Here is a 13,867-nt window from a genome sequence, read left to right as displayed (position 1 = left end):
TGAACCGTGAGTGATCCCAGTTCATCATCCCGTCACGGTCCGCGTCGACGCTTTCCTTCCCTCAGCGGCCCGGACCGATACCCGGGCGGATGACGGAGGCGACGCATCATGCGTGTGCTGTACCTGCTGAACATCTCCAATCCCGACCGGCTGTCATCGGACTCCGGCTGGATCTTCGCCGATCTCCTCGCCCCGGCCCTCGCGGATGCCGGGGCTGAGGTGACCGTCGCTGCGCCGGCACCGGCCGGGGACGCCCGGTGCGGCTTCCGTCGGACGAAGTTGCCCGGGACGAAATACCGTGCCCGGTTCTCGGCGGACATCGACGAATTGGTGTCTCTCATTCGGTCCGAGAAGCCGGACGTGGTGGTGGCCAACCAGATAGAGGAGGCCCCCGCGATCCGTACGGCCCTGCTGGAAGCGGGCTCCGGCGCGCTACTGGCCGGGTACTGCCACTATCTGCCGTACTCCTTCGACGACGGCAGGCGGCTCCTGGTCGACCCATCCCTCGATGACGGCGGGCTCGGGCGGCCGGTGCTGCTGGCGTTCGCCGCCGGCCTGGCCGCCTGTGACCGGGTGATGGTGCACTCCTCCACAGCCGCCTCCTGGGTCTCGGCCGCCGCAGAACGGATGACCGTGGATCTGGGCGACAGGCTGCGGGTGGTTCCGGCGCCACGCGACGAACGCCTGGTCCGCGCGCCCGCCACCACCACGAGCGGCGACGGAGCCGAGCCGATCGGGGTCTACAACCACAGGCTGTACGCCCACTACGGCACCGAACAGTTCGTGGACCTGGCGCGTGATCTCGTGTCCTCCGGATCGGTGCGGCTTCGGGTGATGGACCTGTTCGGGCAGCGCAGCGCGGCCCGGACCGGGCTGAACGACAGTCCCGAGCGGATGCGGGCGAAACTTGCCGCGCTGCCCCACGTCCAGATCGTCTCGGACCGGGGTGACCGCGTCCGCTACCGGGATCTGCTGGCCGGCGCGCGCTTCGGCATCGCCCCGTTCCGGCCCGGCTGCCCGTGGTCGATGAGCGTGATCGACTGCCAGGGCATGGGTCTGCCGGTGATCTCGCCGCGGCTGGGCTGGCTCGCCGAGCACATCGACCCCGAGCTGTGCTTCACCACCACGTCCGAGGCGGTCGCCCTCGCAGAGCGGCTGGCCTCCGACGACGCGTTCCACGCCATGCACGCCAAGCGCGCCCATGCCTCCACAGCCGACTGCACCCCCGAGCTGGTCGCAGCCCGCTACCTGGAGGCGATCTCGTGACCGGGTTCGACGCCGTCTTCCTCTCGTACGACGAACCGATGGCCGACTCCCTCCACTCGCGTCTCCAGCGGACTCTCGGGGGCGCCGTGAAGCGTCTGCACGGTGTGCACGGGATGCGCCGGGCCTACCGGCTGTGTGCCGAGGCCGTCGACCATGAGCAGTTCTTCCTCGCGGACGGTGATTTCGCCATCGACACTGATTTCGACCCGGCTGCCGTGGAACCGCTGGACGATGATGTCTCCATGCGCGTGTGGCGCGCGGTCAACCCCGTCAACGGCCTGACCTACGGCTACGGCGGGCTCAAGCTGATCCGCCGCAGCGCTCTGCGGGAGATGGGCGAGGCTGTGGATGTCCTCGCCGCACTGCCCGGACGCGTCGAGTTCGCCGAACGGAGCGCCGGAGTCACGCGCTTCAACCAGAGTCCCTTCCACTCCTGGAAGGCTGGCTTCCGCGAGTGCGCGATGCTCACCCGCGGCAGCGAGTACGGCATGGCCGACGGCGACGCCCGCTGGCGGGTGGACGCCTGGCAGCGCAGCAGTGATGGTGAGTTCGCCGACTACGCGGCGGCAGGGGCTCGGGAGGGTGTCGCCTTCGCTCGCGAAGGCGCCCGCCCGGACCAGTTCGAACGTCTCAACGACCCGTCGTGGCTGCGGGCCAGGTTCACCACGACCCACGGGGACGAGGCGGTCTCCGGATGACCAGGCCACTCGTCCTGATCGAGCCGTACGCCGATCGCCTGGGCGGGCACCACCAGCGCACCCTGGTGGCGCTCGCCCGGGCCCGGCCCGGCAGCTTGATCATCACCCTCAACGGGATCGCCCGGGACGCCTCAACGGAACTGCGGGACACTCGGGCACGGGTGGTGGTCGAACCGGTCGGCCATACCGCCGCCGGGCTGCTGGCCGCGTCACGTCTGGCGACTGGGGCCGCGGCGATCGGCCGCCGCATCGTGCGCTCGCGCCGCTGGCCCGACCGTCTGCGGCGGCTGCCGCATCAGATCACCCTTGTCGCCCGCTGTCTGGCCGAAGCCTCGGCCCTGCGCACCGCCCGGAGTCTTCAGCCCCATGCTGGCGCGGTTGTCATCCTCACCGCGAGCGAGTCCCTCCACGGCGCGGCGGCCCTCCTCGGTCGCCAACCGCACCTGAGGTTCGTCCACGAGGCCGTCACCACGGAGGACACGTTCGTACGGCTGCTCGGTCGACTCGCCCGCCGGCACGAGAAGCAGACGATCGCGGTCTACCCGACCCGGGATGTCGCCGATCAGTTGGCCGACGACTTCCCCGACCTGCCCGCCGTGGTCCGAGCCTTCTCGGTCGACGACGGCCTCCGGCTGACCGACGGCGAACGCGAAAGTGGGCGGACGGCTTTCGGGATTTCGCCCGCCGAAGCCGTGGTGTGTCTGGTCGGCGGCTGGTGGCTGTACAAGGACATCCGGGTCATCGACGCCGCCCTGAACCGGCTGAAGGAGCCCCTCCATCTCGTGGTCGCGGGCTATCCGCTGGACGAGTCGGTACTCGCCCGCTGGCGGAATCTGCCGCTGCTCAGACTGCACACCGTTCCGGGCCCCGTCGTGGAGTGCGTGCTGCGGCTGGTCTACGGCGCTGCCGATGCCGCCCTGGTCGCCCGGCACCCCGGTGTCGGGAAGGAATCCGGCCTGGTCATGGATGCCGCCCGCCTTGGTGTTCCGCTGATCGTCTCCGACCATGACCCTGCCCTCACCGATCGGCTCCGCCACCAACCCTGGGCCCTGACCTTCCCCGCAGGCGATCCGGACAGCCTCGCCCAAGCCCTGCACTCGATCGTCCTTCAGCCGCTCGAACGGGCCGGACCCGAAGCCCCCAGGCTGCTCGGCATGTGGCCGGCCGGGGAACAGGCCGACTTCCTCGCCCGGACATTCACCGCACTCACGGCGAAGGATTCTCGATGCTGAACACACCGCCCGCCCTGATCGCGGTCATCGGCCCGGTCGAGCCTCCGCTCCTCACCGCCTGGGTCTGCCACTACCGGTGGCTGGGCATCGAACGCTTCCTGATCTCCTTCCACTTTCCCGAGCACGTTCCCGACGCTCAGCGGCACCACCTCCAGGCGGCCTGCCGCGAGCTGGGCATCGTTCCGGCCGGAACCAGTACCGGCCCTTGGCACGAGCACACCAACACCCAGCTCCGCGACGCTCTGCGGCACAGCGCCGGACCCGGTTGGCACCTGGTCGCCGACGCCGACGAGTTCCAGCAGTACGCCGTACCACTACCCGAGGTGATCGCCCAGGCCGAGCGCTCCGGGCATCGGGTCGTGGGTGGGCTGATGCTCGACCGCGTCGCCGCGACCGGACGACCGACCGGCTGGCGACCCGAAGCCGGACTGGACCACGCCTATCCCCTTGGCGGGCACCTCACCCACCGCCTTCTACACGGTGACCCCCGCAAGATCGTCCTCGTCCGCCACGACATTGCCCTCTCCTCCGGTAACCACCGAGCGCCCGGCCACCGGCCGGATCCGAACCGCATCTGCGCCGTTCACCACTTCAAGTGGCGGTCCGGCGTCTTGGACGACCTCCGCCGACGGGTCCAACACTTCTCGACGGGCACCTGGCAGGAGCAGAGCCCTGCTGTACGCGACGAGGCCGGCCGTCTCCTCTCACACGTCGGCCGATACGGCGGCGCGATCAACACCAGCGATCCCCGATTCGCCTTCCGGCGGGTGAGCCTGAACCGAATGCCGGACGACTGGGCCGCCGAGGCGCGCGGCATCATCACCGGATGGCGGCCGTATACCTCCACGGGCCAGGATCGGGGAGAATGACCGCGCTCGCGCCCGCCCGTCGCGGAAGGGATTTCTCCGTGCCCCTCGCCGTTCTCCTGGTCGGCCTCACCGGCTCCGGCAAGACCACCGTCGCCCGGTTCCTCACCGGACACGGCTTCGTCCGGTTGTCCGTGGACGAGGAGGTGCACCGCCTCCACGGCCGGTACGGCGTGGACTACCCGGAGCACACCTACTTCGAGCGCGAGCGGCCCGCGGTCGAGACCATCCGGGAACGGTTCGTCAAGGAACTTCAAGCCGGGAACGACGTCGTCCTCGATCACGGCCTGTGGCGGCGCACTGACCGGGATGCCTGGCGACAGGCCGCCCGGGAAGCGGGCGGCCACCCCCTCGTCGTTCACCTCCCCGCCGACCGTGAGGAACTGCTACGGCGTCTCGCCGAACGCAACCAGCGCGAGGATGCCAACGCGCTCACCGTCACCCCCGAAGCCCTCGACGACTTCTTCGCCCGCTTCGATCCACCGGCCGACGACGAAGAGGTCATTGTCCACACCGGAGACCGGGGTCGGCTCCTGGCGGAACTGTCCGCCGCCCGGCACCGTACGGGCTGACGCCCTCCACTGCGCCGCTTGTCCTCATCGGCCATGTCGTGGTCCGTCGTGAGCGTCTGCCGGACGGTGCGGACCGCTGTGCTCATGTGCTGCTGTCGGTCGGGACAGGACGGTCCTGGGCGCCATGGCGCTTCGCCTGCGAGCCGCTTCCGTCCGCTTGTTCGGCTGGGACACGATGCGCCATATGAGCACGTGCGCCGGTGAATCTGCGGTGTCGAGTTCACGCTCGGCGGCGGCCTCGCTCAGGAGCTCTCGGACATCGTGGCCGGCCGTCTCGGCTCGGGCGAGTGCGGTGGTAAGGGCGGCCCAGGCAGAGTCGGCGAGGATACGGTCGGCGTGGTCGGGAAGGGCCGCGCGGAGGTCGTGCTCGAAGCGGCTGATCGTTGCGGCGCGAGGCGCACGGCGGGTGAGGTTCGCCAGAACCGGGTCCCCGGCCTGTCGATATCCCGCTCGCAGGTGGTGAAGGGCTTCCTCGGCTGCGGCGGCCTGCTGTTCATGGCCGCGTTGCCGGTGCCATGCGGAAGCGGCGCGGGCCATGTGGACGGCGGCGAGGATCAGAGCGATGGCAAGTCCTCCGGGGTCGCGAGACGCGTACGCAAGTTCTTTGGCGGCCTTGCGTAGGGCGGTGGCGGCCTGGTGATCGGACCTGATGACGGAGCGCCGGGCTCGGTTGAACGCCTTGGCCGCCTCGTGCAGATCGGCCTGGTGGGCGCCGTCTGTCGCGAGGGCCAGGCTGTGCAGGGTGTCACCGAACGCATCGAGCTGCGCCTGGGCTACGTGGTCCTCGCCCGACTCGACACTTACGCGGGCCTCTCGTAGCGCGGTCTCGGCTCGACGCCACGGCCCACCCGGCTCGGCGATGTGCTGGGGGCGGTCGGCGGTCTCCTGGTCGGGAAGCCGCTCACGCAGGCGGTTGAGGGACAGATCGGGTGCCAGCTTGGAGCCTCCGTACCAGATGGGCTCGCCCTGACCGTTGGTGTCGCCGGGCGCGGCCAGGCTGTAGCCGGTCACCTCTCCGGTCTTCGGGCCGATGCGGGTTCTGACCTGAACCCCGAGGGACCGCAGGACCGTGAAGTATTCGTCGACGCTCCGTACGTCGGCGGCGACGGTGTACGCCCGCTCACGGAGCCACTCCCGCGCGGTGACCGCCTGGCCTTGACGCCCTGCTTTGGCCCGCTCGGCACCTGTCGGTGTGCGGGGCGCCGTGAGATCACCGGACTTCAGGCGGCGCAGCCCGAACTCTGCTTCTATCCTGCGGCACTCTCGTTGGGCCCGCTGGCCATCCCGGTGTGTGCGGGGGCGGCGGCCGTCGGCGCGGACAGTGGTGGCCAAGATGTGAATGTGGTCGTCCGCGTGTCGCACCGCGATCCACCGGCATGCCTTCTCGTCGTCTTCGGGCGCGATCCCGGCCGCGGCCACGACGCGGCGGGCGACTTCGGCCCACTCGGCATCGGTGAGGTAGCGGTCGCCGGGCGCGGTACGGACCGGGCAGTGCCAGACATGCTGAGGCGGCCTTGCCCCGCCCAGCTCGCGGGTCCGCAGGACGACATGGTGGTCGAGGCGTTGGGCGAGCTTGGCGTAGGTCGCCCCGGGATCGCGGCCGGGGTCGGGAGCACCGGCCATGTCCCAGGCGGCGACGATATGCGGATCAGTGTGCTCGTCGCGGCGTCCCTCGCCGAAGAGGTAGTTGATCAGGCCGAGGGTGCTGGAGCCGGTGGAGACATCAGGCACCATGCCCGGCTCCCTCCGCCATGAGCCGGTCGATGAGCTGATAGCTGCTATCCACCGCCTCCTCGACGCCGGCCAGCACGGCTTCGGCGCGGTCGGGCACGGTTCCTCGGTGGATGGCACCCGTGATCTGGTTGAGGTTGTTGCCGATCCGGTTCAGAGCCCGGATATGCGCTTCCGCGACCTCCACCAGCGGGCGTACGGGATCGTCCTCCGGGCCTCCGAGGGCGGGCGTCTTCCCGAGCGCGGCGGCCAGCGCCGCGTCGCCGACGAAGCCGGCGAACCGCTGTCCACGTCGCTCGGCTTCGGCGTTGATGATGCGTACGGCGGTGGCTGTGAAGCGAATGTTCCTGACCTGGTCGCGCTTCTCGGTGGTGCGCTTGCGATTCATCAACGTCGGCAGCACGGGATCGTCGGGTTCGCGCCACGACGGCTGTTCGGGGTACGAAGGAGTATCGGCGCGCTGAAGGGCACATGAGGTGCTCGGGACCGTGATGGTGCTCGGCTCGGTGTCCCCCTCCCTCGTTGGCTCGGGCGCCCGCCGGCGCACGGCTTGCTCCTCCGCCACCCCTGGGGCGGGGGCAAGCGCGGACGAAGCCTCGTCAGAGGCTCGTTCGCTCCAGCTTGCTGCTGTTCGTCGGCCCAGTCCGAACAGCCTCTTACGGTGCTGGGACGGGGTGTGGCTGGTAGACCGGTCGGCCATGGTGGTGCTCCAAGGTCTCGTGGCAGGAAGGTCTCGCCACGTCCGTCGCATCCGTCCCATGGCTGTTCAGAGCAGGTACGGATACGCGCACAGGTACGGAGCGATCCGTATCGGCGCGGGCATCCGTCCCCGCGCTGACCTGCGCGGGGACGGATGCGACGGACTGTGACGGTCTCAGGGGGCGGTCAGCGCGAGCGCTGGGGGCCGGTGGTACCACCCGGCATCCCGACCGGCAGCGTTCCGGACGGAGGAGCCGGTGGCCTGCCCCGGGCCGGGCGTGTGGGCGCGACCTCGTGCGAGGGTTCGGGAGGCGCCGAGGCTGGTTCTGGGCAGTAGCGGGCCCAGGCGTCGACGAACTGGTTGCGGGCGTATGCCTTGGCCTGCCTGCCCTGTTCGAAGCGATGGTTCGCTGGACTGATGGCGAAGTCCCGCAGCATGTTCGCCAAGTGGTACGCGTTCAGCCCCTTGGTCCCGTACTCGGCCCATGGTGCCTCGGCGTCCTGAAGGAGGGCGGCGAGCAGATCCTGGGTGCGCAGGGCCTCCGGATCGCCGGACTGCTCGAAGGCGCGTCGAATATCCCGCAGCAGCCGTGTCTTCAGGGTCGTCTGCTCGTCCTGGACCACCTCATTGCGCGTCATCGCCAAGCAGGCCGCACGGGCGCTCGTCGGCCAGTGGCCACCGGCCAGGTCGGCGACGATGACCAGCGGTTCCCAGGTGTCCGCCGCCCGGTCCTCGACCGGCATCCTCGGCACCAGGGCTGAGGCGGTGCCCCGCAGCGGAGTCAGCCAGGCGGCCAGCCGGGTGCGCAGTGCGTTCAGCTCCGGTACTGAATACCGGGAGCGGAATGGGACGATGCGCTCGCCCGGTTTCCGCTTCTGCATACGGATCACGATCGCCCGGTCCATGATCGTGTCCGGCAGGTCTCCGATTCCGGCCAGCGCGGCCATGGCGAAGGTGGGGAACGCGGTCGGCTTGTGCTCCGGCCCGGATATCCGCCAGGCCGGTCGGTTGCGCTGGTGGCCGGCGTTCAGCAGGCCGCGCAGGTCCTCCTTCTCACCCGCTTTGGGGCCGAAGATGGTGTCGGCCTCGTCCACGAGGAGCGTCGGAGGGTATTTGCCGATGACGCGGAAGACCACCGCCGGAGAGGTGTTCACGGTCATCATCGGCTGATGCACTGTCTCGTGGAGCACGTCCAGGAGGCGCGACTTGCCGCACCCCTTGGTCGGCCCCACCACCGCCAGCCGGGGCGCGTGCTGGAGGGCCGGCTGTATGTGCGAGGCCGCCACCCACAGCGTGACCGCCGTCAGAGCCTCCGGGCTCGGCAGCACCACATAGCGGCCGATCGCCTGCCGCAGCTCGTCCAGCAGCGCGGCCCCGTCCCCAACTGCCCCGACGGTATTGCCGTCATGGTCCCGGGTCCCCGACTGGTCCGGGACCACACGGTCCCGGACCGTGTGGTCCCGTCCACGGGACCGTCGGTCTCCATGGAACGGTGGGGACCATGGTCCCCGGGACCATCTGCGTGCCGGGGACCGGTCCCGGCGTTGATGGCCTGCGGACCAGGACTGGCCGTCTGGTCCGCAGGAGGAAGGGTCTCCGGTCCACCGGTCCTCGTATGGTCCGCTGGCTGTGGTCTGGTCCGTACGCCGTTGACCTGTGTGTTCTCGGCGTCTTCGGATGTCTGGTCCGCAGCTGATTGAGTGGTCTGCTCCTTGCCGACGGGTTGGTCCGCACGTGTGGGCGCCTGCGGACCAACAACGTCATGCGGTTGGTCCGCGGTCCGCACCTCAGCGGACCGCGCGTCGGTCCGGTCCGCGTGTCGCCGAGGGACTCCCTGTCCAGGCACCGTGGCGACGGGCCACACCACTTTCCGGGATGGGCTGGGAGATTCGGGGGACGTGTCCGCCATAGGCGTTCCTCTCGGGTGAAGGGGTGGTACGGGCAAGGTCAACCCCTTCACCGGCTCGTTCGTTCAGGGGGAGCAGATCAGCTGAGGGGTCTGCACGCTCCGGCACGCGAGCGCCCAGGCCGCAGCGCTTCGATGCGCGTCAGGCTGTGAGATCCAAGGCGGACTGGGCGGAGAGCCACATGTCCACCTCCGACCAGCGGTAGCGGAGGTGGCGGCCGACCTTGTGGACGTTCGGGCCCATGCCCCGGTACTTCCACTGGTACAGCGTCTTCACCGGCACCCCCAGATGGGCTGCCACATCGGCGGGGGTGGCGAGTCGGGTCCGCTCGTCGACAGTGCGAGAGTTGGAAGAATTCTTGGGCAAAGGGCTTCTCATTTCCGGTTCGGAGCAGGGGGGAATAGCGCAATGGTGTGACGTGGATGCCAAGGCGCGAAGTGCTCGCACGCTCCCAATGAGCTTGGGTGGGTGGAGTTCAATAACAGTAAGTGCGGATCCCCGGTTGGCGAAATAGTTGTCTGGGACGACAAGGGGAGTGCCCCGAATGCCAGCCCGGTGCGGACTCTGTCGGCCGTGACTGCCAAGGTGTGCGTGCCAGTCCGAAGGGCGGTAGGTGTAGGTCGTTCTGAGCACCTGGGGCGCGTGGGTCGAATCGACTTGACCTGCGGGCCCCTCCACGAGGAGCGTCAAAGCGCCCGATCGGCATGTGTGGAGACCGGCTCGTCTGGCTGCCTTTCATGGCGGTGGAACGCGAGGGATGTGCGCGACGGCATTAACAAGTTTGAGAGCTAAACCTTGCGTTCGCGGGCGGGTTCGAGTTACAGCTATCTGTCATGCCTATCAACTCGCGTACATTTTTGGCGGCAGCGAAATGCGCTGCTCGCTCAGCGGATACCCGGCTCCGCACAGCTCTTCTGTCGGTCGACCCTGCACACGCTGTTCCTGTTGCTCCGCGAAAGGAGGGCTGATGGCCCGCGTATGGATCGAGGACCGCATCGGGCACGCCGCATACACCCATGCGGTCGCGCGGGCCAAGCAGGCCGGTCGAACCCCTCCCGGCCGCTACCGCGTGCGCTGGTACGACCCCGACGGCAAACCGAAGATGAAGACGCTGGCCCGGAAGATCGACGCCGAGAATGAGCGGACGAAGGTGGAAGCCCGCCTCTCGGACGGCTCGTACCGCGACCCCGCCGCCGCGCGAGTGAAGTTCGCCGAGGTGGCGGACTCCTGGCTGGCGGCCCAGATCCATCTCAAGCGGTCAACCCGCGCACGGTACAAAGGCGTTCTTGACGTTCATGTGATCCCTCGGTGGGGGACCACACCGCTCGACCGTGTCCGGTTCGAGGACGTGGCCGAATGGCTCTCGGCCATGCTGTCGGGCGAGGCGACCGGCGGCAGGAAGCTCAGCGCGCGTTCGGTGCGCAAGGCGTACGTCATCCTCAGCCAGGTCCTGGGCTTCGCGGTGAAGTCCCGCCGCCTGGCGTTCAACCCTGCGATCGGGGTACCCCTGCCCAAACCCGCACCGGCTGACCATGTGTACCTCGACGACATGCAGACCGAGGTGCTGGCCGACGCGGCCGGCGATTACCGGGTGTTCATCCTGCTGCTGGCCTACACCGGTCTGCGCTGGGGCGAGGCATCGGCGCTGAAGGTGGGGCGGGTCGACCTCGACGCCTGCCGGGCGCACATCGTCGAGGCGTACGTCGAGGACAACGGCAAGCTGTACCTCGACACGCCCAAGAACCACGAGCGCCGCTCCGTCCCGATTCCCCGCTTCCTCGCCGAGGAGCTGAAGCCCCACGTCGAGGGGCGGGACGAGGCCGATCTGCTGTTCACCGCCCCACAGCGCGGACCGCTGCGGGCCCGGAACTTCCGACAGCGGTTCTTCGCCCCGGCCGTCACCAAGGCGGGCCTCGGCCACCTCAGGCTCACGCCGCACAAGCTTCGACACACGGCGGCCTCGCTCGCCATCGCCAGCGGCGCGGACGTCAACGTCGTCCAGACCATGCTCGGCCACAAGTCGGCGACGCTGACCCTGGACACCTATGGTCACCTCTTTCCCGACCGGCTGGACGAGGTGTCGAAGAAGCTGCACAAACGCCGGGCCAAGCAGTTGGCCAAGGCGAAGGCCAAGCTGGAGAAGGCGGAGAGAAGGGCACATGAGGCGGCCGAGGCTGCGGCTTCTCTGGAGGGCATCGTCGCGTGATGTGTGTCTGATCCGTGCGGGTGCGCCGGGTGCTGCTCCACCGGGACAGGCGAACCGGCACCCGGCATCAGGGCATCGCTCAGCTGTTCTGCGGCGCCTGGTTCCTGTACGGGCGCATGAAGGCATCCATGGCCTCGGCAGAGTCGCGCATCGCCATCCGGCTGATCTCCTCGGGGACCTCACGGTTGTCGTAGACGAACAGCCGACCGTCCACGAGGTGGGTCTTGGGATGCCAACCGAGGCGGCGGCCCGCCTCGCGGGCGGCACGCCGTACGTCCTTGAGGTCGCCCATTTCTTCGAGATCACCGCCGCCCAGGGTCAGCTGCCCGTGGTAGCCCTGGTAGCGGGGCTTCAGCGAGGACGCCATCAGGCTCTCCAGGCGATCGACCAGATTGTCGTGGCGGCGCTTGGCCAGTTCGTCTTTCGCGGGCATCGGGCACAGCCCCCCACACCAGGAGCACACGCGGATGTGTGCTGAATGTGTGCCGCACGCCGGAGGCCCTGTCGCCCTAACGGACGACAGGGCCTCTGACCTGCTGCTTTAGCGTGCCCCCGGCAGGATTCGAACCTGCGACACCCGCTTTAGGAGAGCGGTGCTCTATCCCCTGAGCTACGAAGGCGGGGTTTCGTTGAGGACACGGGTAAGCACTCTGGGTGAGCGTTCGTCCAGTCCCCACGAGGGTGGACCACCGGTAGGGCGGTCCCTGACAGGTTAGCGGATCGGGGCGGGGTGGTGGGTCGCGAGGCCGGTCGGGGGCTCGGGAGTGGCCGGCGTCTCCACGGTTGTCGGCCTCTGGTCTCCCGGCTCGGGTCCTGGCGCCCCAGCTTGTGGTCTGCGGCGGTGGACCGGCCTGTCCTCGTTCCATGGCCACCGCGGTGGCCTCGAACCCGTCGGGACATCTCGTCGTGCTCGCGGGCGAGGGAGCGCGGGAGCAACGTCACACCGCAGGTTGTCCTCTTGGTGGCCGGATGTGTTCGTTGCCGTGACGGGGCCGTGGACGGTACGTGTGAGCGTAGGTGCGCCGGTCTCTCCTGTTCGTGCCGAGGAGTCGAGTTGTTGCGTTGTGAAGCGGTGGGGAAGCGCTACGGAACGGGGGGCTGGGTACTCCGTGAAGTCGATCTGAACGTCGCCGCCGGTGATGTCCTTGCCGTCATCGGCGGCAATGGCTCCGGGAAGTCGACGCTGCTGAGAATCCTCGCCGGACTGACCCGGCCCACGACCGGCTCCGTGTCCGGCCGTCCGTCCTGCATCGGCTATGTGCCGGACCGCTTCACCGCCCCCGAGCGGCTCTCCGCGGCCTCCTACCTGACCCATATGGGACGTGTCCGAGGGCTGTCGACGGCCACGGCCCGTGCCAGGGCACACCGGTTGACCGATCGGCTCGACCTGGTCGGCGGGGTCGACGCCTCGCTGCGCACCCTGTCCAAGGGCAACGCGCAGAAGGTCGCGTTGGCTCAGGCCCTGCTGGTCGACCCCGACCTGCTGGTGCTCGACGAGCCGTGGTCGGGCCTGGACGCGTCGGCGCACGGGGTGCTCGGGGAACTCGTCGAGGAGGTGGCCGCGCGTGGCGGTGCGGTGGTGTTCACCGATCACCGCGAGGCCATCGCCGGAGCTCACGCCACCGGTTCCTATGCCATCGCCGCAGGACGTGTCACCGCGTCCGGCCATCAGGACACGGCGCACAGCGCGACGCTGGGCGACCTGACCCTGGCCCTGACCGCACGCCCGAGCGGCCCGAGTCCCGACGACGTGCGATGGGACACGGTGCCCGGTGTGGTGGCCGTGTCCCGCAGGGACGACGCGCTGGCGCTGCGAGTGGCCAGGGAGCACTCGGACGCTGTCCTCATGCTGGCCTTGCGTCACCACTGGTCCGTGGACGCGGTCAGCCCCGCAGAAGGCGGCCCGCGTCGGCCGTCCGACCCCGCATCACCGGACCTCCGTCCAGGGCGCCCCCGGGCAACGGGCATTCAGACGCCCCAGCTGTCGACAGACCGGACCGAGAGGACAACGACGTGACCGCGTTGGTCCGCTATCACTGCTCGGTGCTGCTGCTCTCGCAGCGCTACCTTGCCCCCGTGCTGCTGTTCGTCAGCCTGATTGTCGTACTGACGAGCAGCGACTCCGGGCCCCTCGCGGCCACGTACAGCTCGTGCGCGGGCGCGATGCTGCTGTGCTCCACCTGGTTGACCATGACGCTGGCCGGGCTTGAGGACCGGACGCACCGGTCCGTCGTGGTGGTCGGCGCGGGCGGATCTCTCAAGGTGCTTGTCGCCCTGGTCTGCACCGCGCTGCTCTCTTGCCTGCCGCTCACCGGGGTCGGCGTGGTACTGCCGTTGCTGATCGGGAGGCATGATCCGGTTGCCGCAGACCTGTTGCTGGGGGCGTTGGCGCAGCTCATCTGTGCTCTCACAGGCGTCGCCGTCGGCCTTGTCTGCTCCCGTCCGGTCTTCCGCCGCCAGGGATACGGGCTGGTGCTGGCGCTCGCGCTGCTGTTCACCGTGACGCTGGCGAAGGGGCTGCCGCCGGTCAATCTTCTGTTCACCGACCTGTTGGACGGGAAGGAGTCAGCGGATCTTCTGGGCGCCACGATCGCGCCGCTGACCGCCGCCCTGACGGCTCTTGTGGTGGGGACGGCGGTCACCCAGGTGGTCATTGCCAGAAAGGACTGAGCCTGTCCGGCGTGATCGC

The 13,867-nt window shown here is 69.2% G+C and carries 13 protein-coding genes and 1 tRNA gene; 8 read left to right on the top strand and 6 right to left on the bottom strand.

Annotated elements, in window-relative coordinates:
* Nucleotides 1–108: 108 nt before the first annotated feature.
* From OG711_RS16800 to OG711_RS16780, 5 genes are read left to right on the top strand one after another with little or no spacing between them, the layout of a single operon-like run.
* A complete protein-coding gene (locus OG711_RS16800; RefSeq protein ID WP_329559631.1) occupies nt 109–1,266 on the top strand; it encodes a glycosyltransferase in 1,158 nt (385 codons plus the stop codon).
* Nucleotides 1,263–1,964 carry a hypothetical protein gene (locus tag OG711_RS16795; RefSeq protein WP_329559630.1) on the top strand — a complete coding sequence of 234 codons (702 nt, stop codon included), beginning with the start codon at nt 1,263–1,265 and terminating at the stop codon, nt 1,962–1,964. The genes OG711_RS16800 and OG711_RS16795 overlap by 4 nt, the downstream gene beginning before the upstream one ends.
* Nucleotides 1,961–3,196: a glycosyltransferase gene (locus OG711_RS16790; protein WP_329559629.1), complete on the top strand. Its 1,236-nt coding sequence runs from the start codon at nt 1,961–1,963 to the stop codon at nt 3,194–3,196. The genes OG711_RS16795 and OG711_RS16790 overlap by 4 nt, the downstream gene beginning before the upstream one ends.
* Nucleotides 3,190–4,065, top strand: coding sequence for a glycosyltransferase family protein (locus OG711_RS16785; RefSeq protein WP_329559628.1), 876 nt, complete (start codon nt 3,190–3,192; stop codon nt 4,063–4,065). The genes OG711_RS16790 and OG711_RS16785 overlap by 7 nt, the downstream gene beginning before the upstream one ends.
* A 38-nt stretch (nt 4,066–4,103) precedes the next feature.
* Complete coding sequence (locus tag OG711_RS16780) at nt 4,104–4,634, top strand: AAA family ATPase (protein ID WP_329559627.1); 531 nt, start codon at nt 4,104–4,106, stop codon at nt 4,632–4,634.
* 24 nt (nt 4,635–4,658) lie between these two features.
* Here OG711_RS16780 and OG711_RS16775 read toward each other — a convergent pair whose 3' ends face one another.
* The 4 genes from OG711_RS16775 to OG711_RS16760 all read right to left on the bottom strand — a co-directional run bounded on the left by OG711_RS16775 (nt 4,659) and on the right by OG711_RS16760 (nt 9,350).
* Entirely contained in the window at nt 4,659–6,368 is a 1,710-nt protein-coding gene (locus OG711_RS16775) for a relaxase/mobilization nuclease domain-containing protein (protein WP_329559626.1), read from the bottom strand.
* Nucleotides 6,358–6,930 carry a MobC family plasmid mobilization relaxosome protein gene (locus OG711_RS16770; protein ID WP_329559625.1) on the bottom strand — a complete coding sequence of 191 codons (573 nt, stop codon included), beginning with the start codon at nt 6,928–6,930 and terminating at the stop codon, nt 6,358–6,360. Before OG711_RS16770 ends, OG711_RS16775 begins: the two co-directional genes overlap by 11 nt.
* Nucleotides 6,931–7,250: 320 nt before the next feature.
* Nucleotides 7,251–8,504: a DUF3631 domain-containing protein gene (locus OG711_RS16765; protein WP_329559624.1), complete on the bottom strand. Its 1,254-nt coding sequence runs from the start codon at nt 8,502–8,504 to the stop codon at nt 7,251–7,253.
* A gap of 609 nt (nt 8,505–9,113) precedes the next feature.
* Nucleotides 9,114–9,350: a helix-turn-helix transcriptional regulator gene (locus tag OG711_RS16760; RefSeq protein ID WP_329559623.1), complete on the bottom strand. Its 237-nt coding sequence runs from the start codon at nt 9,348–9,350 to the stop codon at nt 9,114–9,116.
* A gap of 589 nt (nt 9,351–9,939) precedes the next feature.
* Between OG711_RS16760 and OG711_RS16755 the strand changes: the two genes are divergently transcribed.
* Nucleotides 9,940–11,178 (top strand): tyrosine-type recombinase/integrase, encoded by a 1,239-nt coding sequence (locus OG711_RS16755; RefSeq protein WP_329559622.1) that lies wholly within the window; start codon nt 9,940–9,942, stop codon nt 11,176–11,178.
* A 79-nt stretch (nt 11,179–11,257) separates the two neighbouring features.
* Here the strand turns inward: OG711_RS16755 and OG711_RS16750 are convergent, their stop codons facing one another.
* Together OG711_RS16750 and OG711_RS16745 are read right to left on the bottom strand one after the other, a co-directional pair.
* On the bottom strand, nt 11,258–11,611 hold the full coding sequence (locus tag OG711_RS16750; RefSeq protein WP_329559621.1) for a hypothetical protein: 354 nt from the start codon (nt 11,609–11,611) through the stop codon (nt 11,258–11,260).
* Between the two features lie 114 nt (nt 11,612–11,725).
* Nucleotides 11,726–11,798 (bottom strand) — tRNA-Arg (locus tag OG711_RS16745).
* 437 nt (nt 11,799–12,235) lie between these two features.
* On the opposite strand from OG711_RS16745, the gene OG711_RS16740 reads away from it, so the two are divergent.
* Nucleotides 12,236–13,195, top strand: a complete 960-nt coding sequence (locus tag OG711_RS16740; protein WP_329563857.1) for an ATP-binding cassette domain-containing protein — start codon at nt 12,236–12,238, stop codon at nt 13,193–13,195.
* Nucleotides 13,192–13,848 (top strand): hypothetical protein, encoded by a 657-nt coding sequence (locus tag OG711_RS16735; RefSeq protein ID WP_329559620.1) that lies wholly within the window; start codon nt 13,192–13,194, stop codon nt 13,846–13,848. Before OG711_RS16740 ends, OG711_RS16735 begins: the two co-directional genes overlap by 4 nt.
* The last annotated feature ends 19 nt before the right edge of the window (nt 13,849–13,867 follow it).

This window comes from Streptomyces uncialis (assembly GCF_036250755.1).
GTDB lineage: Bacteria > Actinomycetota > Actinomycetes > Streptomycetales > Streptomycetaceae > Streptomyces > Streptomyces uncialis.
Note: the sequence above shows the minus strand (reverse complement) of the source record. Positions and strands in the feature narration are given on the sequence as shown.

Coding starts and splice junctions, on each gene's coding strand:
- OG711_RS16800 (WP_329559631.1), top strand. CDS start 109: ATGCGTGTGCTGTACCTGCTGAACATCTCCAATCCCGACCGGCTGTCA.
- OG711_RS16790 (WP_329559629.1), top strand. CDS start 1,961: ATGACCAGGCCACTCGTCCTGATCGAGCCGTACGCCGATCGCCTGGGC.
- OG711_RS16785 (WP_329559628.1), top strand. CDS start 3,190: ATGCTGAACACACCGCCCGCCCTGATCGCGGTCATCGGCCCGGTCGAG.
- OG711_RS16775 (WP_329559626.1), bottom strand. CDS start 6,368: ATGGTGCCTGATGTCTCCACCGGCTCCAGCACCCTCGGCCTGATCAAC.
- OG711_RS16760 (WP_329559623.1), bottom strand. CDS start 9,350: ATGAGAAGCCCTTTGCCCAAGAATTCTTCCAACTCTCGCACTGTCGAC.
- OG711_RS16755 (WP_329559622.1), top strand. CDS start 9,940: ATGGCCCGCGTATGGATCGAGGACCGCATCGGGCACGCCGCATACACC.
- OG711_RS16750 (WP_329559621.1), bottom strand. CDS start 11,611: ATGCCCGCGAAAGACGAACTGGCCAAGCGCCGCCACGACAATCTGGTC.